Source organism: Pluralibacter gergoviae ATCC 33028 = NBRC 105706, assembly GCF_001598855.1.
In the GTDB taxonomy this organism is placed as follows: Bacteria; Pseudomonadota; Gammaproteobacteria; order Enterobacterales; family Enterobacteriaceae; genus Pluralibacter; species Pluralibacter gergoviae.
Genome location: NZ_BCZS01000004.1, coordinates 162,992 through 189,222, shown reverse-complemented (window position 1 = coordinate 189,222; position 26,231 = coordinate 162,992). Strand labels below are relative to the sequence as shown.

At 61.7% G+C, this 26,231-nt stretch carries 25 protein-coding genes; 16 read left to right on the top strand and 9 right to left on the bottom strand.

Annotated elements, in window-relative coordinates:
• Window positions 1–45: 45 nt before the first annotated feature.
• The 3 genes from ENGE1_RS06670 to ygeW form a co-directional block, all read right to left on the bottom strand.
• A complete protein-coding gene (locus tag ENGE1_RS06670; protein ID WP_048252855.1) occupies window positions 46–1,257 on the bottom strand; it encodes a YgeY family selenium metabolism-linked hydrolase in 1,212 nt (403 codons plus the stop codon).
• Window positions 1,258–1,315: 58 nt separating this feature from the next.
• A complete protein-coding gene (dpaL, locus tag ENGE1_RS06665) occupies window positions 1,316–2,515 on the bottom strand; it encodes a diaminopropionate ammonia-lyase (RefSeq protein ID WP_045288905.1) in 1,200 nt (399 codons plus the stop codon).
• 61 nt (window positions 2,516–2,576) lie between these two features.
• Window positions 2,577–3,764: a knotted carbamoyltransferase YgeW gene (gene ygeW, locus ENGE1_RS06660; RefSeq protein WP_045288904.1), complete on the bottom strand. Its 1,188-nt coding sequence runs from the start codon at window positions 3,762–3,764 to the stop codon at window positions 2,577–2,579.
• A 486-nt stretch (window positions 3,765–4,250) separates the two neighbouring features.
• Here ygeW and ENGE1_RS06655 point away from each other — a divergent pair, with 486 nt between their 5' ends.
• From ENGE1_RS06655 to ENGE1_RS06615, 9 genes are all read left to right on the top strand, one after another.
• Window positions 4,251–6,029, top strand: a complete 1,779-nt coding sequence (locus tag ENGE1_RS06655; RefSeq protein ID WP_048252856.1) for a sigma-54 interaction domain-containing protein — start codon at window positions 4,251–4,253, stop codon at window positions 6,027–6,029.
• A 591-nt stretch (window positions 6,030–6,620) separates the two neighbouring features.
• A complete protein-coding gene (locus ENGE1_RS06650; protein WP_043083184.1) occupies window positions 6,621–7,205 on the top strand; it encodes a sugar dehydrogenase complex small subunit in 585 nt (194 codons plus the stop codon).
• Window positions 7,202–8,854, top strand: a complete 1,653-nt coding sequence (locus tag ENGE1_RS06645; protein WP_043083186.1) for a GMC family oxidoreductase — start codon at window positions 7,202–7,204, stop codon at window positions 8,852–8,854. The genes ENGE1_RS06650 and ENGE1_RS06645 overlap by 4 nt, the downstream gene beginning before the upstream one ends.
• Window positions 8,851–10,269 (top strand): cytochrome c, encoded by a 1,419-nt coding sequence (locus ENGE1_RS06640; protein ID WP_048252857.1) that lies wholly within the window; start codon window positions 8,851–8,853, stop codon window positions 10,267–10,269. The genes ENGE1_RS06645 and ENGE1_RS06640 overlap by 4 nt, the downstream gene beginning before the upstream one ends.
• A gap of 143 nt (window positions 10,270–10,412) precedes the next feature.
• The gene (locus tag ENGE1_RS06635; protein WP_048252858.1) at window positions 10,413–11,831 is read left to right on the top strand and encodes a DNA cytosine methyltransferase; all 1,419 of its coding nucleotides are present in this window, start codon (window positions 10,413–10,415) and stop codon (window positions 11,829–11,831) included.
• The gene (locus tag ENGE1_RS06630) at window positions 11,815–12,294 is read left to right on the top strand and encodes a very short patch repair endonuclease (protein WP_048252859.1); all 480 of its coding nucleotides are present in this window, start codon (window positions 11,815–11,817) and stop codon (window positions 12,292–12,294) included. The genes ENGE1_RS06635 and ENGE1_RS06630 overlap by 17 nt, the downstream gene beginning before the upstream one ends.
• 107 nt (window positions 12,295–12,401) lie before the next feature.
• Window positions 12,402–13,310 (top strand): DUF808 family protein, encoded by a 909-nt coding sequence (locus ENGE1_RS06625; RefSeq protein ID WP_043083193.1) that lies wholly within the window; start codon window positions 12,402–12,404, stop codon window positions 13,308–13,310.
• Window positions 13,311–13,387: 77 nt separating this feature from the next.
• The gene (locus ENGE1_RS06620) at window positions 13,388–13,567 is read left to right on the top strand and encodes a YodC family protein (protein ID WP_043083195.1); all 180 of its coding nucleotides are present in this window, start codon (window positions 13,388–13,390) and stop codon (window positions 13,565–13,567) included.
• A gap of 697 nt (window positions 13,568–14,264) precedes the next feature.
• On the top strand, window positions 14,265–15,167 hold the full coding sequence (locus ENGE1_RS06615) for an endonuclease/exonuclease/phosphatase family protein (protein WP_043086529.1): 903 nt from the start codon (window positions 14,265–14,267) through the stop codon (window positions 15,165–15,167).
• A 12-nt stretch (window positions 15,168–15,179) separates the two neighbouring features.
• On the opposite strand, the gene ENGE1_RS06610 is transcribed toward ENGE1_RS06615, so the two are convergent.
• The gene (locus tag ENGE1_RS06610) at window positions 15,180–15,938 is read right to left on the bottom strand and encodes an IclR family transcriptional regulator domain-containing protein (protein WP_048252860.1); all 759 of its coding nucleotides are present in this window, start codon (window positions 15,936–15,938) and stop codon (window positions 15,180–15,182) included.
• Between the two features lie 153 nt (window positions 15,939–16,091).
• On the opposite strand from ENGE1_RS06610, the gene ENGE1_RS06605 reads away from it, so the two are divergent.
• The 7 genes from ENGE1_RS06605 to dsrB all read left to right on the top strand — a co-directional run bounded on the left by ENGE1_RS06605 (window position 16,092) and on the right by dsrB (window position 23,106).
• Window positions 16,092–16,913 carry a shikimate dehydrogenase family protein gene (locus ENGE1_RS06605; RefSeq protein ID WP_048252861.1) on the top strand — a complete coding sequence of 274 codons (822 nt, stop codon included), beginning with the start codon at window positions 16,092–16,094 and terminating at the stop codon, window positions 16,911–16,913.
• On the top strand, window positions 16,910–18,586 hold the full coding sequence (locus ENGE1_RS06600) for an FAD-dependent oxidoreductase (protein WP_048252862.1): 1,677 nt from the start codon (window positions 16,910–16,912) through the stop codon (window positions 18,584–18,586). Before ENGE1_RS06605 ends, ENGE1_RS06600 begins: the two co-directional genes overlap by 4 nt.
• Before the next feature lie 13 nt (window positions 18,587–18,599).
• Window positions 18,600–18,920: an NIPSNAP family protein gene (locus tag ENGE1_RS06595; protein ID WP_043083201.1), complete on the top strand. Its 321-nt coding sequence runs from the start codon at window positions 18,600–18,602 to the stop codon at window positions 18,918–18,920.
• Window positions 18,921–18,930: 10 nt separating this feature from the next.
• On the top strand, window positions 18,931–20,622 hold the full coding sequence (locus tag ENGE1_RS06590; protein ID WP_048273037.1) for an FAD-dependent oxidoreductase: 1,692 nt from the start codon (window positions 18,931–18,933) through the stop codon (window positions 20,620–20,622).
• Between the two features lie 27 nt (window positions 20,623–20,649).
• Complete coding sequence (locus ENGE1_RS06585; RefSeq protein WP_048252864.1) at window positions 20,650–21,468, top strand: sugar phosphate isomerase/epimerase family protein; 819 nt, start codon at window positions 20,650–20,652, stop codon at window positions 21,466–21,468.
• 9 nt (window positions 21,469–21,477) lie between these two features.
• Window positions 21,478–22,848 (top strand): MFS transporter, encoded by a 1,371-nt coding sequence (locus tag ENGE1_RS06580; RefSeq protein ID WP_072065261.1) that lies wholly within the window; start codon window positions 21,478–21,480, stop codon window positions 22,846–22,848.
• Window positions 22,849–22,917: 69 nt separating this feature from the next.
• On the top strand, window positions 22,918–23,106 hold the full coding sequence (dsrB, locus tag ENGE1_RS06575; RefSeq protein WP_043083204.1) for a protein DsrB: 189 nt from the start codon (window positions 22,918–22,920) through the stop codon (window positions 23,104–23,106).
• Window positions 23,107–23,142: 36 nt separating this feature from the next.
• Here the strand turns inward: dsrB and rcsA are convergent, their stop codons facing one another.
• The 5 genes from rcsA to fliO all read right to left on the bottom strand — a co-directional run bounded on the left by rcsA (window position 23,143) and on the right by fliO (window position 26,231).
• Window positions 23,143–23,766 carry a transcriptional regulator RcsA gene (gene rcsA / locus ENGE1_RS06570; protein ID WP_045288891.1) on the bottom strand — a complete coding sequence of 208 codons (624 nt, stop codon included), beginning with the start codon at window positions 23,764–23,766 and terminating at the stop codon, window positions 23,143–23,145.
• A 285-nt stretch (window positions 23,767–24,051) separates the two neighbouring features.
• On the bottom strand, window positions 24,052–24,834 hold the full coding sequence (fliR, locus tag ENGE1_RS06565) for a flagellar biosynthetic protein FliR (protein WP_048252865.1): 783 nt from the start codon (window positions 24,832–24,834) through the stop codon (window positions 24,052–24,054).
• Between the two features lie 2 nt (window positions 24,835–24,836).
• Window positions 24,837–25,106, bottom strand: coding sequence for a flagellar biosynthesis protein FliQ (fliQ, locus tag ENGE1_RS06560; protein ID WP_043083216.1), 270 nt, complete (start codon window positions 25,104–25,106; stop codon window positions 24,837–24,839).
• Window positions 25,107–25,116: 10 nt separating this feature from the next.
• Window positions 25,117–25,848: a flagellar type III secretion system pore protein FliP gene (fliP, locus tag ENGE1_RS06555; protein ID WP_043083217.1), complete on the bottom strand. Its 732-nt coding sequence runs from the start codon at window positions 25,846–25,848 to the stop codon at window positions 25,117–25,119.
• Complete coding sequence (gene fliO / locus ENGE1_RS06550) at window positions 25,845–26,231, bottom strand: flagellar biosynthetic protein FliO (RefSeq protein ID WP_043083218.1); 387 nt, start codon at window positions 26,229–26,231, stop codon at window positions 25,845–25,847. The genes fliP and fliO overlap by 4 nt, the downstream gene beginning before the upstream one ends.

The window sequence follows — 26,231 nt, the reverse complement described above, 5'->3', positions numbered from 1 at the left end:
CCTCAATATCCCGCCGCAGAACGCGGCGGGAGAAAGGACAAACAATTACTCTGTTGCCAGCCAGCTCAGCGGGATGGCGGCATACATCGCGGCACAGGTCACCAGGTGCGATTTCCAGGTTTTCTCATTCGGCGCGTGGGCCTCCGGCTCTTTGCCCGGACCGAAGCCGATCACCGGAATGCCGTGGCGGCCCATGATGGAGACGCCGTTGGTGGAGAAGGTCCACTTATCGACCACCGGCGCTTTACCGAACAGGCCCTCATAGGCGTTGCTCAGGGCGCGGACGGTGAAGTGGTTCTCTTCCACTTTCCAGGTCGGGAAGTAGCATTCGGTCGGGTAGACCAGGCCGGTCCACGACGGACGCTCGTAGTTGTACATCGAGACCACGGCTTTTGCTTTCTTAACCGCCGGCAGGGCGCGGATCTCTTCCAGCGCGCCTTCCCAGGTTTCGCCCCAGGTCAGGCGGCGGTCAATGGAGACGGCGCAGCTGTCGGCGACCGCGCAGCGGCTCGGGGAGGTGAAGAAGATTTCAGACACGGTCAGGGTGCCCTTGCCGAGGAAGTCGTCGTGGCCCAGATTCTGCGCTAGCTGCTCCAGCTCGGTCAGGACCGGCGCCATTTTGAAGATGGCATTGTCGCCGCGCTCCGGCGCGGAGCCGTGGCAGCTGACGCCCTGTACTTCAACGCGGATCTCCATGCGGCCGCGATGGCCGCGGTAGATCTGGCAGTCGGTCGGCTCGGTGCTGACCACGAACTCCGGACGGATGCCGGACTGCTCGATGATGTACTGCCAGCACAGGCCGTCGCAGTCCTCTTCCTGCACGGTGCCGGTCACCAGCAGGGTGTACTCGTCTTCCAGCCCCAGGTCCTTGATGATCTTGCCGGCGTAGACCATGGAGGCCATGCCGCCCTCCTGGTCAGAGGTGCCGCGTCCGCCGATCAGCTCGTCGGTTTCCATGCCTTCATACGGGTCGAAGTTCCAGTTCTTGATGTTGCCGATGCCGACGGTATCGATGTGCGCATCCATCGCCACCAGGCGCGGGCCGTGGCCGATGTAGCCCAGCACGTTGCCCATCGGGTCAATTTCCACTTTATCGAAGCCGACTTTTTCCATCTCTTCTTTGATGCGGTGTACCACGCGCTTCTCGTCGCAGCTTTCGCTCGGGATGGCAATCATGTCGCGCAGGAAGCGGGTCATCTCTTTTTCGTAGCTTTTTGCTTTTGCCACGATCTCTTTAAACGGAATTTGCTTAGCCATGAATGTGTTCTCCAGTCCTTAATATGTCCCGCACGGCGGGAGGAATTTAGTCAGTGGGTTACTGCGCGGCCGGGTGTTTACCTTCCCAGACCACTTCGCGATAGTGCTTGACGTCGGTATCGCCTTCGGTGCTGATCACCAGCACCACAGAATCTTTATCGAGCTTCAGCTTGTGCATCAGCGCGTCGCGCTGCGGATGAAAGTGGACGGCGGCCAGCAGCCCGAGGCCGACGGCGCCGGATTCGCCGGAAATCACGCGCGGGTCGCGCCCCAGCGGATTGCCCAGCACCCGCATGCCCAGCGCCGCGACGGCGTCCTGGCAGGAGACGAACTGGCTGGCGCAGTTGCGCAGCACTTCCCAGCCGAGCGGGTTCGGCTCACCGCAGGCGAGGCCCGCCATGATGGTCGCCATATCTCCGCCGACGTTGACGATCTGCCCCTTGATGCCGGAGCGGTAGAGGCAGTCGGCCAGTTCCGGCTCAACGACGATCGCGTGCAGATTTTTCGGCCCGTAGACGTCGGCCAGGTAGCCGAGAACGCCGCCGGCCATCGCGCCAACGCCGCCCTGCAGCAGGACGTGGGTCGGGCGGGCGATGCCCATCGAGGCAATCTGCTCGACCGCCTCATCGGCGAGGGTGGCGTAGCCCTGCATGATCCAGGTGGGGATTTTGGTATAGCCTTCCCAGGCGGTGTCCTGCACCACTTCCCAGCCGTTCTTCTGCGCGGTCTGCATAGTGAAGCGCACGGTGTCGTCATAGTTCATGTCGGTGACGATGCACTCGGCGCCGAGCTTGAGGATGGCGTCAACGCGCTCCTGCGCGGAGCCTTTCGGCATATAGACAACCGCGTTCTGGCCGAGCTGCTGCGCCGCCCAGGCCACGCCGCGGCCGTGGTTGCCGTCGGTGGTGGTGGCGAAGGTCATCTTCTCTTTGATGCTTGATTTCAGTTTCTCAAAGGAGAGGGCGTCGATATCTAACTGATACTTTTCGCACAGCAGCCGGGCGATGGCGTAAGAGCCGCCGAGCATTTTGAAGGCGTTAAGGCCGAAGCGCTGCGACTCGTCCTTAACCAGAATTTTGTTGACGCCGAACAGGTTCGCCAGCTCGTTGAGAGCGACCAGCGGCGTCGGCTTATAGCCGGCGATTTTCTGGTGGAAGTGGCGCGCCTGCCGCGCCTGCTGGCGGGAAAACAGCGCGGAGGTTTCCCCGGTAAAAAAGCGGTTGTCGGCGATATCCATCTTCAGTGAGAAAGCAGACATACTCTGTCCTTATCATGCATGACGAAAATGAGGGGCTGGCCCGCGGGCCAGCCGGGGGAGATTACTTAATGCGCTTTTGCGCCTCTTTGAGCAGCTGCTCCAGCACCTGGCCCGGGTTGGCGTATTTGCGGCAGACGATCATCGCGGCGATGATGTACGGCTTCCAGCTCGCCTCTTTGTAGGTCGGAATGCGGTACTTCTCGAACACCGCTTCGGTGACTTCGCCCTCTTTGCAGGAGACGCCGGTGATGTCTGCCGGCAGGCAGTGCATGTACAGCGCTTCGCCGTCGCGAGTGTGCTTCATCATCTCTTCGGTGCAGTGCCAGTCTTTGTGCTTCGCATTCTGCTCAAGGCAGGCTTTTTCCAGCGCCTTCAGGCCGTCGTGGTCGTTGGCGCGCAGCAGCTCGGTGCGTTTCTCCATCACCTTGTACGGTGCCCAGGACTTCGGATAAACGATATCGGCGTCTTTAAACGCCTCTTCCATGCTGGTTACCTGACGGAAGCTGCCGCCGGAGGCTTTGGCGTTATTTTTCGCCACTTCGATGACGTCCGGGATCAGGTCATAGCCTTCCGGGTGGGCGAGGGTGACGTCCATACCGAAGCGGGTCATCAGGCCGATGATGCCCTGCGGCACGGAGAGGGGCTTGCCGTAGCTCGGGGAGTAGGCCCAGGTCATGGCGATCTTCTTGCCCTTGAGGTTTTCCAGCGAGCCGAAGTGCTCGCGCAGCCACGCCAGGTCGGCCATCGACTGGGTCGGGTGGTCGATATCGCACTGCAGGTTAATCAGCGCCGGGCGCTGGGGCAGCACGCCCTGCTTGTGGCCGTCGTCCAGCGCTGCGCCGACTTCGCGCATATAGGCGTTACCGGCGCCGAGGAACATGTCGTCGCGGATACCGATGGCGTCGGCGCAGAAGGAGATCATGTTGGCGGTTTCGCGCACCGTTTCGCCGTGGGCGATCTGCGATTTACCTTCGTCCAGATCCTGCTGGGCGAGGCCTAACAGGTTCAGCGCCGAGGCATAGGAGAAGCGGGTGCGGGTGGAGTTATCGCGAAAGACCGAGATGCCCAGGCCGCTATTAAACACTTTGGTGGCGATATTTTCAGCGCGCAGCGTCTTCAGGGCCGCCGCGACGTCCAGCACCTGCTTCAGTTCATCCGGCGACTGTTCCCAGGTCAGCAGGAAGTCCTTCTCGCTGAGGTGAGAGTTGAGCTTGTTGATATCCTTAATCAGTTCGTTAACAGTTTTCATGTTTCAATCCTGGTCGTGAATGACGGGCTTAATGATTGCTGTGCGGTCGGATGAGCGTGAATGCCGAATGCTGACTGCCAGCGCTGGAATAACACTAACAATAAGCGTGCCAGTTCCCCGGCAAGGTGCGGGACCGACATTGAATGACGAAGATTCTGCGAGGTTTATCACGAATTTAAGCGCAGGAAAGGGCGCGTCCTGAAATTGCCCGAGGGATCCAGCGCGGTTTTTTGTTGCAGCGCGACATTTATGCAGTGACCATCCGGCGGATTATCGCCGTTGACTCAATCCAAATTGATAATTCCTCTGCCGTCATTATCACATTGAGATGAAAATGTGATTGCGACAGCATATTTCATATAACGAGGGGGAGAGAGCGCAATCTATATCAACGCGTGCCGGTACTGAGGGTGTTATCATCCCGGCAAATAATAAAAAATTATCTACTGGTGATGCGCCAGGTGAGCAATATAACAAAGGTCGATTATGATACCGTCCACTAAGCCCTCGGTGCTGATGCAAATTCAGCCTACAATTCAAAAGTTTGCCAGGATGCTGTCCGGCGTGCTCCAGCTGGAAGTTGAGATTGTCGATAGTGCCCTATACCGCGTTGCCGGCACGGGCATGTTCAGTAAACAGCTTGGGCAGAAGTTGGATACAAACTCTCGACTTCTTAGTTACATTATAGAAACAAAGCGGGAAAAAGTGGTGACCCATTCCCGTTTTGATCCGCTCTGTAAAGATTGCACAAATAAAGAGAAGTGCGAAGAAAAGGCCTTTCTCGGTACGCCGGTAATATACCACGACCAGTGCGTCGGCGTTATTAGTCTGGTGGCGCTGACCCGCGAACAGCAGGAGCGCATTAATGATAACATTCAGGAGTTCTCCGACTACGTTCGCCACGTTTCCAGCATATTTGTTTCGCGCTTTTTGCACGATCAGGGCGGCGGCGATAATATTCAGAAAATATTTTTGACGATGATCGAAAATATGGATCAGGGCGTGCTGGTGGTCGGTAATGACCAAAAGGTGAAATTCGCTAACCAGACCGCATTGAAAATTATGGGCATTAATCAGGGAGGCCTGATCGGCAAGGCGCTACATTTTCAGCCGCTGACTTTTGAGGATAACTTCAAGCACGGCCACATGCAGCACGTTATCTCCTTTGACGACCGCAAGGAGCTGATCATCGGCCAGCTGCACGCGGTGCAGGACCAGTGGCTGTTTCTGATGGCCTTCCACCAGTCCCACTCCTCGGCGGACTTCAGCAGCGCGCAGGAGGGGCCGCAGATTGAGGCGATGGTCGGCGAATGTCGGCCCATGCGCCAGCTGAAAAAGCTGATTGCCCGGGTGGCGCCGAGCCCGTCGAGCGTGATGATCGTCGGCGAAAGCGGCACCGGCAAAGAGGTGGTCGCCCGCGCTATCCACAAGCTGAGCGACCGCCAGGCGAAGCCCTTTATCGCTATTAACTGCGCCGCCATTCCCGAGCAGCTGCTGGAGAGCGAGCTGTTTGGCTACGTGAAGGGCGCCTTTACCGGCGCGTCGGCGAACGGCAAGACCGGACTCATTCAGGCGGCCAACAACGGCACCCTGTTTCTCGATGAAATCGGCGATATGCCGCTGACCCTGCAGGCCAAGCTGCTGCGGGCCATCGAGTCGCGCGAGATCCAGCCGGTAGGCGCCAGCCATCCGGTGCCGGTGGATATCCGCATTATCTCGGCGACCAACCAGAACCTTGAGCAGTACATTGCCGCCGGCAAATTCCGCGAAGATCTCTACTATCGCCTCAACGTCATCCCGCTGCGCCTGCCGCCGCTGCGCGAGCGCCAGGACGACATTGAGCTGCTTATCCACTACTTCCTCCATCTGCACACCCGCCGCCTGGATCTGGTCTATCCCGGCGTCGCGCCGGACGTTATCGCCTTCCTCAAGCGCTACCGCTGGCCGGGCAACATCCGCGAGCTGAGCAACCTGATGGAGTATCTGGTCAACGTCGTGCCCTCCGGCGAAATTATTGATATGTCGCTGCTGCCGCCAAACCTTATCAGTAGCAGCGAGGTAGCTGAACCGGAGCCGCCGCGCAGCGGCGCTTCTCCGGCCGCGCCGGCGGAGGAGAGCGTTACCGCGCTGGAGGAGATGGAGCGCCAGATGATCCGCGACGCGCTTTCCCGCTACAGCAACAAGAAGCAGGCGGCGGACGAGCTGGGGATTGGTATTGCGACGCTGTACCGTAAAATTAAGAAATATGAGCTGGCTGGCACCTAGCCGCTATTTATCGCTGTATTGCTAATGCTTTTTATGACGCGAGGGGAACCCCTCGCTTTTTTAATGGCACGGACCCCCGGTTTATGTCAATTAGCAAATTGAGCGCTATTGTCATGGCGCCTTATAGTTACTCCACTTGTTTCTTCTCTATTATAAAAACTTACGCATTTCTCAGTGCGATATTTCATAATTAAAACTAATCTGCTTATTAATAATACGGAGCAAGGTTTTTTTACCCAGTGGTATGGTTTATAACTATTTGTAAATCAATAGATTTTATATCTAAGACTATTATTTAAAAAGCGGAGGTTCTATTTCAGTAATACCTCACTATGATTTTTAACGAGTTAAGATGCAGCGCCATTATCATTTCCTGGTTCGCAATATTAGCCAAACTACCCTTAATTTTTTAATCATCTTGTTAAAAAAAACCAGTAATAGAAGACAGTCACAAACCTAATTTCCGATGGTAAATTACTTCGCCTTCCTTACGTTCACCGCGCATTTATATACGACTTACCCTTTGCCGACGCAGCGCGAAGGGGCGTGAACGTAATGAATTAATAGCACTGATATCTTATGGAGCTGAGTATGTCGTTACACACCTCGCTGACCCGCAGAGAGGCGCTGGTAAAGATGGCGGCCGTAATGGTCACCGCCAGCCTGTTACCCTATTCAACAATAACCCACGCGGAGCGGGCCCAGGCTGCCTCCGCGCCGCTTGAATACGCCCAGTTTTTGCAGATTTCGCAAAAAATTACCGGGTTTGAGCCGTTAGACGTTGCGCTTTCCGCCCGCTATTTTTCCGCACTGAACGCCCGTTTTCCGCAGCTGAGCCAGCACCTTAGCGCCCTGTACGCGCTCAGCCAGCAGGCGGCAGACGCGCAGGTTTTTAATCAGATGGCCCGGGAGCGGGGGATGGCGGAGACGATTCAGGCCATTGTCACCGCGTGGTATACCGGCACTGTCGATCCCGCAAGCGTCGATAACAGCCAGCTGGTCGCTTACAAAGAGGCCCTGATGTACCGCACCGTACAGGATGCGCTGATTGTGCCCACCTGGTGCACCTTCGGGCCCCTGTGGTGGACTGACCTGCCGCCCGGCGTAACCCGCCAGCCTTCCGTACCCGCCATCGATTTACCTGCCGTATTAGCAACCAACGAGGACAATGCGTGAAAAGCCCAATCATAAATGCGAACGGCGATGCAGAAGCCGACGTGGTTATTGTCGGTTCCGGCATCGTAGGCGGCCTGATGGCGAATGCCCTGGTCAGTCAGGGCTATTCGGTGCTGGTGCTGGAGGCGGGCCCGCGCATTGAGCGTGGCCAGGTGGTCGAGAACTGGCGCAATATGCCGCTGCGCAACCGCGCCGGCTCGGATTTCCAGGGACTCTATCCCCAGTCGGAGTACGCCACCGCGCCGCTCTATTTCCCGGAGAACGACTATATCAAGCTGACCGGCCCCAACGGCTCTGGCTTCAGGCAGGGCTACCTGCGGGTGGTGGGCGGCACCACCTGGCACTGGGCCGCCTCCTGCTGGCGCAACCATCCCAACGATTTTCGCATGAAGTCCCTTTACGGCGTTGGCCGCGACTGGCCTATCTCGTATGAGGAGATAGAGCCCTGGTACAGCAAAGCCGAAGAGGAGATTGGCGTCGCCGGGCCCAACAACCCGGAGTGGCAGTCCCCCTCCGAGCGCAGCAGGCCCTATCCGATGGATATGGTGCCCTGGGCCTACGGCGACAGGCGCATCGCCGAGATTGTCAATCCCCACGGTTTTAAATCGGTGCCGATCCCGCAGGGGCGCAGCACCCGGCCCTGGCAGGAGCGGCCGACCTGCTGCGGCAACAATAACTGCCAGCCCATTTGTCCTATCGGGGCGATGTACAACGGCATCCACCACGTTGAGCGCGCCGAGCACAAGGGGGCGAAGGTGATCCCCGAGGCGGTGGTATACAAAATCGACACCGACGACGACAACCGCGTGACCGGCGTCCACTGGTATGACACGGCGCACGCCTCCCACCGGGCGAGCGGTAAAGCCTTCGTTCTGGCCTGCAACGGGATTGAAAACCCGCGCCTGTTGCTGCTAGCGGCCAATGAGAAGAACCCGAACGGTATCGCCAACAGCTCCGATCAGGTGGGGCGCAACATGATGGATCACTCCGGCCTGCACTGCTCATTCCTTGCCCGCGAGCCGCTGTGGATTGGCCGCGGCCCGGCGCAGAGCAGCTGCATGGTGGGCTATCGCGACGGCGGCTTCCGCGCCGACCACTCCGCCAATAAAATCATCATCAACAACATCAACCGGGTCATTCCGTCCGCCGTTGAGGTCCTGAAAAAGGGCGCGGTGGGTAAAGCGCTGCAGGAGGCGGTGCGCGACCGCGCCAGCCGCTCGGTGGATCTCTCCATCAGTCTGGAGCCGCTGCCGGACCCCAACAACCGCCTGACCCTGAGCCCGACCCGCAAAGACAGGCACGGCCTGGCCTGTCCGGACATCCACTATGACGTCGGGGACTACGTGCGCAAGGGGCTGGAGGTGGTGAAAACCCAGCTGCGGCAGATAGGCGACCTGTTTGATGCGGAAGAGTTTGTCATCAACGACAAGCTGAACGCCAACAATCACATTATGGGCGGCCACATCATGGGCAGCGATCCGAAGACGTCGGTGGTGGACGGCAACTGCCGCGCCCACGATCACGCCAATCTCTGGATCCCGGGCGGCGGCGCGATGGCCTCTGCCAGCGTGGTTAACACTACCCTCACGATGGCGGCGCTGGGCCTCAAGGCGGCCAACGACGTGCTTCGCGTCCTGGAGGGAAAATGAACAAAATTGCGCATTCCCTGAGCGCGGCGCTGCTGCTGGGCTGCGGCCTCGCGGCCCACGCCGGTGAGAACATTGACGGGGATTTGATTGCCAGAGGCAAAGCGCTTGCCGTCGCCTCAGACTGCATGGCCTGCCACACCAATACCCCGCAGCAGGGGAAACCCTACGCCGGGGGCTACGGCATCGCCTCGCCCATGGGCACCATCTACGCGACTAACATCACGCCGTCGGTCAAATACGGCATTGGCGGCTATTCCGAGGCCGAGTTTGCCGCCGCCCTGCGGACCGGTATTCGCAAGGATGGCGCTCACCTCTACCCGGCGATGCCGTACACCGCCTACACCCGCCTGAGCGATGACGAGATCCACGCCCTCTATACCTACTTTATGCACGGCGTCGCGCCGGTCGACGAACCGGCGGCGCACGAGACTGCGCTGCCGTTTCCGTTCAATATTCGTCTCTCCATGGCGGCGTGGAACCTGCTCTATCTGGACAATGCCCGTTTTACGCCGGACCCGGCGAAGGGCGATATGTGGAACGAAGGCGCGGCGCTGGTGCAGGGCGCGGCCCACTGCGGCACCTGCCACACGCCGCGCAACGTGATGATGGCGGAGGACGACTCCCGCTTCCTGGCGGGGGCGCAGCTGGGCTCGTGGTACGCGCCCAATATCACTTCCGATCCGCACGCGGGTATTGGCGGCTGGAGTGAGCAGGAGCTGGTGAACTACCTGAAAACGGGCCGGGCCGCAGGCCGCGGGCAGGCGGCGGGGCCGATGGCCGAAGCCGTAGAGCACAGCTTTCAGCACCTGAGCGAGCGGGAGCTGCGGGCGATTGTGACCTATCTGAAGACGGTGCCCGCTCAGGGTGAAGAAGGTAAAGGCGGCGCGGAGGGCAGTGCCCCGGCGCAGCCGCACTATAACGTCGAGCTTAACCTGCGCGGCGCAAATCCGCCCAACGTCAACCACACGCTCAACGGCGGCGAGGCGCTTTACAGCGGTTACTGCGCCAGCTGCCACCAGCCGGACGGCAGCGGCAGCCGCAATCAGGCCTATCCCTCCCTGTTCAACAACTCCGCCACCTCGGGGAGCAACCCGTCAAACCTGATTGCCACTATCCTGCTGGGCGTCGATCGCCAGGCGGACGGCAAGCACGTGCTGATGCCGGGCTTCGGCGAAGGCTCCTACGTCGGCGAGCTGACGGACAAGCAGGTAGCCGATATCGCCAATTTCGTGCTGCAGAAGTACGGCAACAGCGCGGTGAGCGTCACCGAGGCTGACGTCAGCGAGGTGCGCGCCGGAGGGCCGAAGCCGTTGCTGGCCCGCGTGCAGCCGATGATTGTGCCGGGGATGGTCGTCGGGGTAATTATCGTTATCCTGCTGGTGATCTGGTGGCTGCGCCGCCGGGCGCGCCGCTAGACGCCGGCTTGCGATCCCCACCTCGGGCGGCGCCGCAAAGTGCCGCCCGTTTTTTATCTGCGTCAGCCCGATGGCGCTGCGCCGCCGAATGCCGGAAAAGTATGGTACTCTCACAAAAACAAGAGACTGTACCGGTTACCGATATGCATAACACCCTTGCCTCCTACTCGTGCTCTGAGCCTGATGGCGCGCACGCCCGGGCTCTGCTTGACCCGCTGCTGGCTATCTACGGTATCAGAACGCTGGTTGCTGAACTGCTGGCCGCAGGCGAGCAGCACTGGACGCCCGCCATTCTCAAGCGTGCAATCGACACCGGGAAAATCGACCGCCGCCTCGGCGAGCGCGAATATCAGCGGCTGGCGCAGCTGCTGCCCGCGCCGCCCGCCCATCATCCGGATTACGCCTTTCGTTTTGTCGATCTCTTCGCCGGCATCGGCGGGATCCGCAGCGGCTTCGAGGCCATCGGCGGGCAGTGCGTGTTCACCAGCGAATGGAACAAGCACGCGGTGCGCACCTACCGCGCCAACTGGTACTGCGACCCGGACGCGCACCAGTTTAACGAGGATATTCGCAGCGTTACCCTGAGCCACCGCGGCGAAGTCAGCGACGCCGAGGCGGCGGCGCACATCCGCCGGGTTATGCCCCGGCACGACGTGCTGCTCGCGGGCTTCCCGTGCCAGCCCTTTTCCCTGGCCGGCGTGTCGAAGAAGAACGCCCTCGGCCGCGCCCACGGTTTCGCCTGCGATACCCAGGGCACGCTCTTTTTTGACGTTGCCCGCATCATCGACGCCTGCCGCCCGGCCATCTTCGTGCTGGAGAACGTTAAAAACCTCAAAAGTCACGACGGCGGCAAAACCTTCCGCATCATCATGCAGACCCTCGACGATCTCGGCTACGATGTGGCCGACGCCGCCGAGATGGGGCCGGACGATCCGAAGATCGTCGACGGCCAGCACTTTCTGCCCCAGCACCGCGAGCGCATCGTGCTGGTCGGCTTTCGCCGCGATCTTGACCTCGCCCGGGGCTTTACCCTGCGGGATCTGCCGGCACTCTATCCGGCCCGCCGCCCGACCTTCGGCGAGCTGCTGGAGCCGACGGTGGACGCCAAATTTATCCTCACGCCGGTGCTGTGGAAGTACCTCTACCGCTACGCCAAAAAGCACCAGGCGCGGGGCAACGGCTTCGGCTACGGCCTGGTGAATCCGGCCCGGGCAGACAGCGTGGCCCGCACGCTGTCTGCGCGCTACTACAAGGACGGGGCGGAGATCCTGGTCGATCGCGGCTGGGACCGGGCGCTTGGCGAACAGCACTTTGACGATCCCGACAACCAGCGCCGCCGCCCCCGTCGCCTGACGCCGCGCGAGTGCGCCCGGCTGATGGGCTTCGAAACGCCGCAGGGCTACCAGTTCCGCATTCCGGTCTCCGATACCCAGGCCTACCGCCAGTTCGGCAACTCGGTGGTGGTGCCCGCTTTCGCCGCCGTGGCGAAGTTGCTGAAATCGCGCATTCTGCAGGCGGCGGCGCTGCGCAGGGCGGAGCAGGGCGATGGCGGACGTCCATAATTCCGCCACGCGCAGCAAGAATATGCGCGCCATCGGCACCCGGGATACCGCCATTGAAAAGCGGCTCGCCGGGCTGCTGAGGGAGGCCGGCTTTGACTATACCGTCCAGGACGCCTCCCTGCCGGGCCGTCCGGACTTCGTGCTGGCGGAGTACCGCTGCATTATCTTCACCCACGGCTGCTTCTGGCACCGCCACGACTGCTACCTGTTCAGGCTCCCCGCCACCCGCCGCGAGTTCTGGCTGAATAAAATCGACGCCAACGTCCGCCGCGACCGCCGCGACGCTGCCCGCCTGGCGGAGCAGGGCTGGCGGGTGCTGGTGGTGTGGGAGTGCGCCCTGCGGGGTAAGCATCGGCTGAGCGATAGCGCCCTGATTGCGCGGCTGGAGGAGTGGGTCTTCGGCGGCAGCGGCGGCGCGCAGATCGATATGCGGGGGATTTCGGCGTCGGGGGGATCGGATTAATCCGGTCTGTCGCTGCCATCATTACGCTCACCTGTGCGCGCCGCGTATTTTACTTCATACTGTAAAAAAACCGATCTCTGTCTGATAAATCAATAAGGAACCTAACTTTGGCCGGGAGCAGTCTGTTAACGCTATTAGATGATATCGCCACGCTGCTGGACGATATTTCAGTCATGGGAAAAGTCGCGGCGAAGAAAACCGCCGGGGTGCTGGGGGACGATCTGTCGCTCAATGCTCAGCAGGTGACCGGGGTGCGCGCCAACCGCGAGCTGCCGGTGGTCTGGGGCGTGGCGAAGGGATCGCTGCTCAACAAGGTGATCCTCGTCCCGCTGGCGCTGGTGATCAGCGCCTTTATTCCGTGGGCTATCACCCCGCTGCTGATGCTGGGCGGGGCCTATCTCTGCTATGAAGGGGCGGAGAAAGTGCTGCACAGCCTGCATGCGCGCAAGCATAAAGAGGACCCGCAGGCGCGCCAGCAGCGGCTGGAGGCGGTGGCAGGCAAAGACCCGAAGGCCTTTGAGCGCGATAAAGTTAAAGGCGCGGTGCGCACCGATTTTATCCTCTCGGCGGAAATTGTCGCTATCACTCTCGGCATTGTGGCCGACGCGCCGCTGCTTAACCAGGTGATCATCCTTGCCGGTATCGCCGTGCTGGTGACTATTGGCGTCTATGGCCTGGTAGGGATCATCGTTAAGCTCGACGATATGGGGTACTGGCTGTCGGAGCGCAGCAGCGCGGTGGCGAAAGGCGTCGGCAAAATACTGCTGGTGGCCGCTCCCTGGCTGATGAAAATTCTCACGGTGGTCGGTACGCTGGCGATGTTCCTGGTGGGCGGCGGCATCGTGGTTCACGGTATTGCGCCGCTGCACCATCTGGTGGAGTCCTTTGCCGCAGACTTCGGCGCGCTGGTCAAAACGCTGGCGCCTAACCTGTTTAACCTCGTATTCGGCTTCGTCCTCGGACTGGTGGTGCTTGGGGTCGTTAGCCTGATTTCGCGCCTGCGCCCGGCAAAGTAAATATTGTCCCTGCCGTTATGCAAAGTGGCCGCTCTTCGGCTAAGGTGAAACTGTTTCACCTGATACCGGAGGCGGCGATGGTCTTTTTGGTCAGCGATGAAGTTAAGGCGAAAACCGGCGGCCCCAGCATGGTGGTCACCGGCTACGCCAGCGGCATGATTGAGTGCCGCTGGTACGATGGTTTCAGCGTTAAGCGCGAGGCTTTCCGGGAGGATGAGCTCGTGGCGGGCGACAAGCGCGTCCGGCAGGAGACCTGACCCGGCGCCCGGTTCAGACCGGGCGTTTCCGCGACCTTCGCGCACTGAACTCAGCTGCGATATCTCCTGTGAAATAAGTTCATCGCCTTCCTGAGGGCGGCTATCTCCTGCGCCCGGCGGCAGCGATGAGCAGGACTGTTATGGTATCGGGTCACGGTCGGTGGGGGCCCAAAACGCGCCGCTGACGGGCCAGGCATCGGGGCGCAATAAGGTGTGTTGCCGCGATGTGGATGAGGTGTAATGCTGGTGTACGATCTTATATCAGTCTAAAATGCTTAGAAAATGCGGTCTATATAGTAGAAAGTTCTTAAATGTATTCATTTAACTTATAAAAAGGGCTTGTTATATAATTCGCTTACCTATACAGTCTTGCTACATCGTTTTTTCCCGATGTAACGAATTTTCAAGCAATTTTGCTACTGTAAGTTTCACACCGACTGCATTCGCGGTCGGTTTTTTTTTATTTGAATCATTCATGAAGTTAATGTATTTGGCGTAAAACAGGTTGTCTCTGCTGCACATTAACGCCAGGCGTGCGCTACAATTTAAATCTTCCATTATCAATAAGTTGACAAGCTGATAACGATCTCCGGACTTAATTTTCGTCGCGAGAAAAGGTTGTGCAATCGGTCACAATAGTTTATTGCTGCTTTCGCTACACTCCCTGCCGTTTATGACTAACCGCATCGAGTATTCTATGAAAAAAACAGTCGCACTGACCCTGATGAGCCTTTCTTTCCTCTCTTTTGCCTCTCAGGCCGGTGAGCCGCTGGCGGGGAACGAAATACTCTCCGTTCAGAAAGGTGGTGTACCGAATAAAGTCTATCAGCAGAAGAAACCGCATTTAAAAATCGCCACCTATAACATCGGTAAAAATGACGCCTCCGGCAACGTTACCGATTTCACCGCGCTTAATCAGGCGGTAAAAAATATTAATGCCGATATTATTACCGTGGTCGAAATCGACAATAAAACCGCCCGCAGCAAGAAAGTCGATCAGCTTAAAGAGATTGCCGACGCCAACCACATGCACTATGCCTTCGGTAAAGCGCTGGATTTTGACGGCGGCGAGTACGGCGTCGGCGTGCTCTCGCGCTATCCTATCGAACATAGCCAGGTGGTGAAGCTCCCTTCCGGCCAGGCCGAGCAGCGCGCGACCCTGATGGCGCAGGTGAAGGTGCCGGGCTTTGACTCACCGGTAGTGGTCATGGCGGCCCATCTCGACTGGCAAAAAGATCCGGCAGTGCGCCTGATGCAGGCCCGCTATCTGCTCGATCTCAGCATCGGCGATGCGCCTTCCGACTTTAAGGACATTGCTTCATCGATAAAAATTCTCGCCGGGGACTTCAACTCTACCCGCGACGAGCAGCCGCTGCGCGAAATCCGCTACTTCTTTAATCCGGTTGAGAAGCAGGGCACCGATTACCGCACCTGGCCGGCGGTGAATCCGGCTATCGATCTCGACCACATCTTTACCTTCAAGGGCCAGAAGTGGAACGTGAAGAAGATTGAGATCCCGCAGGACTCCGCCAGCTTTACCTGGTCCGCCGCCAGCGATCACCTGCCGGTGATTGCCGATCTTGAGCTGACGGAGCAGTAATTCCGCGCTGGCTTAAACCGCCAGCATCTCCCGGGCGCTGTAGAGCAGATCCAGATGATCGCCACACAGCGCCTCCATCGTGGTGCGCGACTGGTGGCTGGTGAGGCTCAGCGCGCCCCAGTATTCTCCCTCCCGGTCGCTGAGCGGCACCGCCACCACCAGCATATCTACCTCAAACTCCTTCTCAATGCATGCGTATCCCAGCGCGCGCACCTCGTCGATTTTTTCCATCAGCGCCGGTATATCGGTGATGGTGTAGGGCGTGCGCCGTTCGCGGTGAATGCGCTTAAGCACCGCCTCGCACTCCGGCTCGCTGAGCGTGGCCAGCCACAGGCGGCCGCCGGCGGTGCAGTAGATGGGGACCCGCTCCCCGAGCCGCACCGAGGTGGAGTTCAGCGGCGTGTGCTTGCTGCGGGCGATATAGACCAGCTCATCGTCGTCAATCACCCCCACCGAAGCGTGCTCGCCGGTGCGGCTGGCGATGTACTCCACGACCGGGCGCACCATGCGGGGAAAGCGGGCGGAGTCGACATACGCCTGCCCCAGCCGCAGGGTTCTCGGCGTCAGCCAGTAGTGGCGGCCGTCGGTCTGCAGATAGCGCTCGTGCAGCAGTGTGAGCAGAAAGCGGCGGGCGGCGCTGGGCGTCAGGCCGCTCATTTTCGCTACCTGCGGCACCGTCAGGCGCGGAAAGGCTTTCGAGAAGAGCTGGATGATGGCGAGGCCTTTTTGCAGCCCCACAATTAAGTCTCGCTGATGAACGCTGTTTTGCATATCAGATCACACTTTTGCAACATATCGGCTCAAGGAGTGCGATTATCGCAGCGTAATGGCGATTAACAAGCGTCTGTGCGGGATTCTGCGTTGTCGCTCTCAACTTCCGCTGAAATACTTCCACAACATTGTATTAACAAATGAGGTGTGAATATGGTCAGCGGATCCACTCAGGTTGTTGCCGTTATCGGCCACCCGATTGCGCAGGTGAAATCGCCGGATAACTTCAACCGCTATTTCGCCGAGCGGCAGATAGACAGCGTTATGATCCCGGTCGATATTGCGCCGGAGGCTGTTGCCGGCTACCTGCAGGCGCTGCGCGGTATGCACAATATGAGCGGGGTGCTGGTAACGGTGCCGCACAAGCAGCGCGCCGCCGGGCTGGTGGACAGCCTGACGCCGAGAGCGCAGCATCTCGGCGCCGTGAATGTCATTCGCCGGCTGCCGGACGGCCGCCTGCAGGGCGATATGCTGGACGGCACCGGTTTTTTAATGGCCGCCCGGGCCCACGGCTGGCAGGCCGTCGGACGGCGGGCGCTGCTCTGCGGCTGCGGCGGCGTCGGCAGCGCCATCGCCTGGGCGCTGTGCGAGGCGGGCATTGCCGGGCTGGCGCTGTACGATGCCCAGCCCGATATGCAGCGGCGCCTGCATGACCGGCTGGCGCAGCACTTCCCGGCGGTGCAGCTCGGCGGGCTGCCGCAGACGCTGGCCGGCGTCGACCTGCTGGTCAACGGTTCGCCGGCCGGAATGACGGGCTTCGACGCGCTGCCGCTGCCGGAAGCGCTGCTCGGCACGCTCAATGCGGGCACGCACGTGGCCGACGTGGTCACCGCCCCGGTGATGACCCCGCTGCTGGAGTATGCCCGCAGCCGCGGCTGCGCGGTGCAGACCGGGCCGGAGATGGCCCTCGCGCAGATGACGCTGATGGGCGAGTTTATCGGCGCCATGCCGCCGCCGTCGGAGGACGCGGCATGAAAAGCTGGGACGTTATCGTGATCGGCAGCGGCGCGGCGGGCTTTGCCGCGGCGGTCACCGCCTGCTGCAAGGGGCTGTCGGTGCTGATGCTGGAGAAAGCGCCGCAGTTCGGCGGTACCTCGGCCATCTCCGGCGGCGCGGTGTGGATCAACGACAGCGACCAGGCGCGGGCGCAGAACAAAAGCGGCTCGCCGGAGGCGATGCAAACCTATCTGCAGACCATCATCGGGGCGGAGAATTACCGCCCGGAAGTGGTCGATGCCTTTATCACCTCCGGGCGCGAGGCGCTGGCCTTTCTGGAAAAAGAGGGCGCGGTGAAGTACAGCCTGCGTCCGCTGTCGCCGGACTACTACCCGGACGAACCCGGCGCCGTCGACGTCGGCCGGGCGCTGGAGGTCGTGGAGTTTGACGGCCGCCGCCTCGGGGCGCGCTTTCGCGACCTGCGCTCGCCGCCGCCGGGGATGCTGCTGTTTGGCGGCATGATGGTCAACCGGGTCGATATTCAGCACTTCCTCGATATGCGCCGCTCCCTGCGCTCCTTTGTCTGGTGCAGCCGCCTGCTGCTGCGCTTTGGCCGCGACCGTCTTAAATACCCGCGCGGCACCCGGCTGGCGATGGGCAACGCCCTGATCGCCCGCATGGCGGCGCTGGCCTTTGAGAAAGGCATGGCCCTGGAGCTGGGGGTCAACGTGCTGGATCTGATCGCCGACGAGGGGCGCATCACCGGCGTGACCGTGGAGCAGGGCGGCGAAACCCGCACGCTGCACGCCCGCTGCGGCGTGGTGCTGGCGGCGGGCGGCTTTGCCGCCGGCGAGCTGGCGGCGCAGTTTCGCCCCCGCACCGGGGAGCACTACACCATGTCGCCGCCGACCAACGACGGCGCGGCCCTGCGCCTGGCGGCGGCGGTGCAGGCGCAGGAGGGGGCGGCGCTGCCGTCGAATTTCTTCTGGGCGCCGGTGTCGGTGCTGCGCCGCGCCGACGGCAGCGAGGAGCGCTTCCCGCATCTGGTGACCGACAGGGCCAAGCCGGGCGTGATTGCCGTTAACCAGGGCGCGGTGCGCTTCGTCAACGAGTCCAACTCCTACCACCACTTCGCCAGCGCTATGCAGCAGAGCCCGGACAATGCGCCCTGCTACCTGATCTGCGACGCCGTCGCCATGCGCCGCTACGGCCTGGGGCTGGCGCGGCCCGCGCCGGTCAACAACCGGGCGCTGGTGGAAGCGGGCTATCTGCACCAGGCCGATTCACTGGCGGCGCTGGCCGGACAGCTGGGGCTGGATCCGCAGCAGCTGACGGACACGGTCGCGCGCTACAACCGCGATGCCGAAAGCGGCGTTGACGGCGAGTTCGGCAAAGGCGGCAACAGCTACAACCGGGCGCTGGGCGATCCGGGGCACCGGCCCAACACCTGCAATGCGCCGCTGCGCGAAGCGCCGTTTTACGCGGTCACGCTCTACACCGGCGATCTCGGCACTTCGCGCGGGCTGGTCACTAACGGCCACGCCCAGGTGCTCAACCAGCAGAACGCGCCGATTCCGGGACTCTACGCCGTCGGCAACGACATGGACTCGATGATGGCGGGCACCTATCCCGGCCCCGGCATTACCCTCGGTCCGGCGCTGACCTTTGGCTACCTTTCCGCTGCCCATATGGCGCAGCAGCATTCACTGTAATCAGGAGATACCCATGATCTATGAAAAACGCACCTATACCATCAATCCGCTGAAAATGGCCGACTGGCTGGCGCTGTACAAAAGCGACGCCTATGCGGTGCAGACCGAGCATCTCGGGACGCTGATCGGTTTCTTCTTTACCGAGATTGGCGTGGTCAACCAGGTGGTGCACATCTGGGCCTATGAGAGTCTCGATGACCGGATGGAGCGCCGCGCGCGCATGGCGCAGGACGAGCGCTGGCTGACCTTTTCGCGGAAAAATCGCGAACTGGCGGCGGTCGAGCGCCTGGAGTCGGTGCTGATGCGCCCGACCGACTTTTCTCCCCTGCAGTAAGGAGCGGCCGATGCGCGGGCAGATAACGGTTGATATGCTGGTCATCGGCTCCGGCGCGGCGGGGCTCTCCGCCGCCGTCACGGCGGCGCAGGGCGGGGCGACGGTGCTGGTGGCGGAGAAAGCCTCGACCCTCGGCGGCACCAGCGCCTGGTCCGGCGGCTGGCTGTGGATCCCCCGCAATCCGCTGGCGAAGGAGGAGGGCTTCGACGAGCCGCCGGAGGCGCCGCTGGCCTACCTGCAGCACGAAATGGGCGGCCAGCCCGCCGATACCCGGCTGCGCGCCTTTCTGCGGCACGGTCCGGAGATGGTGGAGTTTTTCCGCCGCCACACCGCGGTGCAGTTTCTCTCCGGTACCCGGATGCCGGATTTCCACAGCTCGCCCGGCTGCGCGGCGGGCGGACGCTCCGTGACCGCGAAACCGTTCGACGGCCGTCTGCTCGGCGACTGGCTGCACCGCCTGCGTCCGCCCCTGGAGGTCATCAGCCTCGCCGGGATGGGCATCGCCGGCGGCAGCGACATGGCCCACTTTTTTAACGCCACCCGCTCGCCGCGTTCGGCGCTGTACGCCTCGCGGCGCCTGCTGCGCCACGGCTGGCAGCACCTGCGGGCGGGGCGCGGGCAGCATCTGGTCAACGGCAACGCGCTGGTGGCCCGTCTGCTGCGCTCGGCCCTCGATGCGGGCGTGCAGTTTCAGCTCAACGCCCCGGCGCAGCGCCTGCTCCGCGATGAGCGCGGCGTCCGCGGGGCCGTGCTGCGCAGCGATGACGGCGAGGTGCAGGTCAGCGCCCGGGCGGTGGTCCTCGCCTGCGGCGGCTTTCCCCACGACCGCGCGCGGCTGGCGCAGCAGGTCCCCCACGCTCCGGGCGGCTACGGCCACTTCTCGGCGGCGCCGCCGGTCAATCAGGGGGACGGCATTCGCCTGGGCGAGGCGGCCGGCGGGCAGTTCGACGACACGCTGAAAAACCCGATGGCCTGGGCGCCGGTCTCGCGGGTGACCCTTGCCAGCGGGCAGCAGCTGGTGTTCCCGCACCTGGTGGAGCGGGCCAAGCCCGGCTTTATGGCGGTGCTGCCGGACGGCAGGCGCTTCGTCAATGAGGCCGACTCGTATCACGACTTTATTGCCGCGCTGCTGGCGGCGACGCCGGCGGGCGAGACGCCGGTGGCGTGGCTGCTGGCGGACAGCCGGGCGCTGCGCCGCTACGGTCTCGGGCATGCGCGACCCTTTCCCTTCTCGCCGCAGGCGTGGCTGCGCACCGGCTACCTGCAGAGCGCGGACACCCTCGAGGGGCTGGCCGAACGCTGCGGCATCGACGCCGCCGGCCTGCGCGACAGCGTCAGCCGCTTTAACGGCTTCGCGGACCGCGGGGAAGATCCGGACTTTCAGCGCGGCGCGTCCGCCTATAATCGGGCGCAGGGCGACGGCGGCGTGACGCTCGGCAGGCTCAGCGAGGCGCCGTTTTACGCCGTGCGCATTCTGCCCGGCTCTCTCGGCTCCTTCAGCGGGCTGGTGACCGACGACGCGGCGAGGGTGCTGGACGCCGGGCAGCGCCCCGTTAACGGTCTGTATGCCGTGGGCAACGACATGGCGAGCGTGATGCGCGGCTACTATCCCAGCGGCGGTATTACCCTCGGGCCGGCGATGACCTTTGGTTACCTGGTGGGCAAAGCGGTTGCGGCCGGGTGCCGCGGCCGCACTGCCTGACCCTACAACAACGCACCGGAGTACGCTATGACGAACCGAATTTTGTCTCTTGCCGCCCTGACGACGCTTGATGTGCCGCCGCCTGAACAGGTGCGGATCGCGGCCGGGGCCGGCTATACCCACGTTGGCCTGCGCCTGCTGCCGGCGACGCCGGCCGATCCGGACTATGACATGCTCGGCGATACCGCTGCGGTGCGCGATACGCTCGCCGCCCTGCGCGAAACCGGCATCGGCGTCTCCGACGTGGAGATTGTCCGTCTGGTCCCGGATTTTCGCCTCGACGACCGGATGCAGCTGTTTCTCGATACCGCCCGGCGGCTGGGCGCAGCCCAGGTGCTGGTGGCCGGTAACGATCCTGACGCGCCGCGCGCCGCCGACAACCTTGCGCGGCTGGCGGAGGCCGGACGGGCGCACGGTCTGACCATGAACCTTGAGCCAATGCCGTGGACCAGCGTGCGCAATCTGGCGCAGGCGCTGGCGCTGATCCGCGCCAGCGGCCGCGATGATGTCGGCATCCTGGTGGACGCACTGCACTTCTGGCGCGCCGGAGAAACCCTGGAGAGCCTCGCCGCCGTGCCGGCGTCGGCCCTGAACTATATGCAGCTGTGCGACGCGCCCGCACAGCCGCCGGAAAGCGAAGCGGCGCTGATCGTCCAGGCGCGCGGGGCGCGGATGGTCCCCGGCGAAGGCGGGCTCGACCTGCACGGCCTGCTGCGGGCGCTGCCCGCCGGGCTGCCGGTTTCCGTGGAGGTGCCGCTCGGCGGCGAACTGGGAAAACTGCCGGCCCGGGTTCGCGCCCGGCGGCTTGCCGACGCCGCCCGCGCCTGTCTGCATTCTGTCCGCTGAGGAGCGTCTATGCCACAGAATCACTGCCTTGACGTCAGAACGTTAATCAACACCCTGCCGCTGAGCCGCTACCAGAAGCTGATCGTCTTTCTCGGCTTCTGCGTGATCGCTCTCGACGGGTTTGATATTGCCATCATGGGGTTTATCGCGCCCTCGCTGCAGCAGGAGTGGGGCGTCGCCCATTATGAACTCGGCTTTATCATCAGCGCGGCGCTGGTGGGCCTGGCGCTGGGGGCGATGCTCTCAGGCCCGCTGGCCGACCGGCTGGGACGCAAGAAAATCATCGTCAACAGCGTCTTCTTTTTCGGCTTCTGGACCATCGCGACCGCCTTTTCGCAACACGTTGAGCAGATGGTGTTTTTCCGCTTTATGACCGGGCTCGGCCTCGGGGCGGCGATGCCCAACATCAGTACGCTGGTGTCGGAGTACGCCCCGGAGCGGCGGCGCTCGTTTCTGATCACCCTGATTTTTTGCGGCTTCACCTTCGGCGCGGCGGTGGGAGGCTTTACCGCCTCCTGGCTGATCCCGCGCTACGGCTGGCATTCGCTGATGGCGCTGGGGGGCATTTTACCGCTGCTGTTTGCCCCGGTGCTGATTATCTGGCTGCCGGAGTCGGTGCGCTTTCTCGTCATTAAAGGCGCCCCCGCCGCGCGCATCCGGCGCATTCTCCAGCGCCTCTATCCCGGCCAGATTGCCGCCGACGCGCAGTTCGCGATGCCGGAACCGACGGTGGTAAAGAGCGCGGTCGGGATCGTGCTCTCCCGCGAGTACCGCTTCGGCACCCTGATGCTGTGGGTGGTCTACTTTATGGGGCTTTTCCTCGTCTACCTGCTCGGCAGCTGGCTGCCGACGCTGGTTCGCGAGGTGGGGCTGAGCGTCAGCGAGGCGGCGGTGATGACCGCACTTTACCAGGCCGGAGGCACTCTCGGCTCGCTGTTTGCGGGCTGGCTGATGGACCGCGTCAATCCCGACCGCGCGCTGGGCCTTATTTACACCGTCGGCGGCCTGTTCACCGTTGCCCTCGGATTCGCCTCGGGAAGCTTTATCGGCATCTGCCTGGTGGCCTTCGTCAGCGGCGGCTGCCTGAGCGGGGCCAATACCGGGATGAACGCGCTGTCGGCCCGCTTCTATCCCACCCAGGCGCGGGCCACCGGCTCCAGCTGGATGCACGGCGTGGGGCGGCTGGGGGCGATACTCAGCGCCTTTGCCGGGGCGGAAATGATAGCCCTCAACCTCAGCTTCAGCGCGGTATTCCTGCTGCTGGGGATCCCGGCGGCCATTGCCGTGGTCGCGCTGCTGGCGAAGAGCGCGGTCCAGGGGCGTCGCGGGGCGGGCGCGGCGTGCCCGGTGCGGCTGGCGGCTGAGAAAAGCAGCAGTTAACGGCCGGACGCTGCCCGGCGGGCGGGTTTTGTTCTACACTGGCTGGAAGTGAAAGACAGGAGAACAGTTATGCAAGTTAACGATCGCGTCACGGTCAAAACCGACGGCGGCCCGCGCCGGCCTGGCGTGGTGCTGGCGGTAGAGCCGTTCAATGAGGGCGTTATGTACCTGGTATCGCTGGAGGATTATCCGCTGGGGATCTGGTTCTTTAACGAAATTGGCCACGCCGACGGCGTTTTCGTCGAGAAAGCCGAGTAGGTTTCAGGGTACTGGCGGCCGGTCCGCCAGTCTCTCTTAGCGCATATTGACGAAGATGCCGTTAGTCACGTTTTCCGCCAGCCTGACGACGTGATAAATAACCTGCTTATTATGGGTTTTAATTTTCCGCTTAATATTGCCTTTATGGGATGAGACGGTCTTTGCCTTAATATTGAGCAAGTCCGAAATCTGAATCGTATCTTTACCGGCCATCCACATTTTCAGCATATCGGATTCGGTGCGGCTGAGGGTCAGCGTCGGAATATTGATTTTATGCAGCGCAATGGCGCTGGTTTTTAAATATCCGGCGAGGATGGTGTCCAGCGATGCCGGCTTGATGGATTTTGAACTGATGAGTAAGTTTTTTCTGACCAATAAATAAGCATCGAAATGGACATTGGCAATCGACATAAAGACAATAAATAGCGTATCGCGCTGCTCAGTAATGATCTGGCGAATAAGCTGACTGCGCTGCTGATGATGAATAAAACAGTCTTCATTAATAAATACCACGGAAGGGGCCTTGAGCTTACAGGCGCTGTGCAGACCGCTAACGCGCTCCACATAGCGAATGTCCCGTCGCTTTACTCCCCGATTTACCAGATATCCGCTTAACCCAACCCGGGTATAGCTGCAGAGATCCATAATAATCATTGACATGGCATATCCTCTCACGATGAGTGCCGAAATTTAACCCAAAGTTCGCCTGTGTCTTATTGATAAAATGGTTAAAAGCCAAAAAGTTTAAAGAACACAATCCACTGACTTCACTATCCCGTAAAGCGTGGGGCAATTTGCCAGGAATTATCCCAAAGTATTTTGGCCGCCGGGCGCGCCGCGGTGGCGAAATGCGCGCGTCAGGCGTCAGCATTAACGCGCCAGGGAGACGGGCGGATTTATTTTGAGAATTACCTCAGGTTAACCCTGTGAATAATGGGGTGTTGGCTATTTCGCCAGTTCGCCAATAATATCGGCGAGAAGGTTAAAGAGCTCGCTAAACAGATGCTCGCAAAAGGGGGCAATCAGCGGCATCAGCGCCGCCATTAAAATAATGCCGACGGTGAGGGTTATCGGAAAGCCAATCACGAAGACCGACAGCTGGGGAGCCATGCGGTTGAGCATGCCGAGGGCGAGGTTGAGGGTCAGCAGCAGGGTGATCACCGGCAGCGCCAGCATCAGGCCGTTGAGAAAGATGAGTCCTCCGGTGCGGGTCAGCGCCATAAAGGCGTTGGCATTAAGCGGGTTGCCGCCGACCGGCAGGGTGTGGAAGGTATCGACCAGCGCCGAGATAAGCCACAGGTGGCCGTTAAATGTCAGGAACAGCAGCAGCGCCAGCAGATCCATAATCCGCGCCAGCACCGGCATACTGAGGTGGCTGCCGGGATCGACGAAGGTGGCAAACGACAGGCCCATCTGCAGGCCGATAAGCTCCCCGGCGGTGCGCACGGCGGCAAAGGCCAGCTGCATGGTGAAGCCAATCAGGGTGCCAATCAGGATCTGCTGCAGGGCGAGCCACAGGGCGTTACCGGAAAAAATCGTCACGTCCGTTGCGGGCAGCGACGGCGCGACGATAACCGCGATCAGCACCCCAAGCCCCAGCTTAACCCGCTTCGGCACCGACTTTTCGCTGAGGATCGGCGCGGTGGCGATCAGCGCCAGGATGCGCAGCAGCGGCCAGAAGTAGAGGCTTACCCAGTGCAGCCACTGGTCGCTGGTGAGCTGGATCACGATCAGCCGATGATGTAGGGCAGGTTGCTGAACAGGGTGCGCACGTAATCGAGCAGCAGGTTCAGCATCCACGGCCCGGCGACCACCATCGCCACGAACACGGCGACGATTTTGGGGATAAACGACAGGGTCATTTCGTTTATCTGCGTCGCCGCCTGCAGGATGCTGATCAGCAGGCCGGTGACCAGCGCCACCAGCAGCAGCGGCGCCGCCAGCGCGAGGGCGACTTTCATCGCCTCGGTGCCCATGAGCATGACGGATTCGGGTGTCATCGGGTGCTCCTTAGCTGTAAAAACTTTGCGCCAGCGAGCCCACCAGCAGCTGCCAGCCGTCCACCAGCACGAACAGCATCAGCTTAAAGGGCAGGGCGATGGTCGCCGGGGGCACCATCATCATCCCCAGGGCCATCAGCACGCTGGCCACCACCAGATCGATGATCAGGAAGGGAATAAAGATAGTGAAGCCAATCTGGAAGGCGGTTTTCAGCTCGCTGGTGACGTAGGCGGGGAGCAGAATACGCATCGGGACGACTTCCGGCCCCGCTATCGGCGGCGTATTGGCCAGGCGGGCAAACAGCGCCAGGTCCGCTTCGCGGGTCTGGCGCAGCATAAATTCGCGCAGCGGCTTCGCGCCCCGGTCAAACGCCTCTTCCATCGAGATTTTATTTTCGCTGAACGGCTGGTAGGCGTCGGCGTAAATCTTATCCAGCACCGGCGACATAATAAAAAAGGTCAGAAACAGCGCCAGCCCCAGCAGCACCTGGTTGGGCGGCGCCGAGGCGGTGCCCAGCGCGTTGCGCAGCAGGCCGAAGACAATGATGATGCGGGTAAAGCTGGTCATCATCAGCAGCACAATGGGAATAAAGGTCAGGGAGGTGATAAACACCAGCGTCTGCACCGGCAGCGACCAGCTCTCGCCGCCGCCCGGCAGCGGTTGACTCACCAGCCCCGGCAGCTGGGCGAAAGCCGCGGGCGACAGCAGCAGTGTGGCCGCAGCCCATGTTAAACGTCTCATGACCCTCTCCCCGGCTTTTTCAGCAGCGATTTCATCAGCGCGGCGAAATCCGCCGGCGCGGGCGCCGCCTCCCCTTCCGGCTCCGCCGCCGGCGGCAGGGTGTGCAGCAGGGTGATCTGCTGGGCGGTAACGCCGAGCACCAGCCGCGCGCCGTCGACGTCAACGATAGCCACCCGCTCGCGCTGCCCCAGCGCCGCGCTGGCGCTGACCTTCAGCCCTTTCTGGCCGCCGCGGCGGGCGCCGCCGATGCCGACGCGCTTCGCCAGCCATCCGGCGGCGAGGATCAGCAGAATAATGCCCAGCAGCGCGCCGCTGACTTCCATCAGCGGTGCGGCGGGTGAGGGAGCGCTGGCGCTCTGCGCGACGGCGATCTGCGGCTTCAC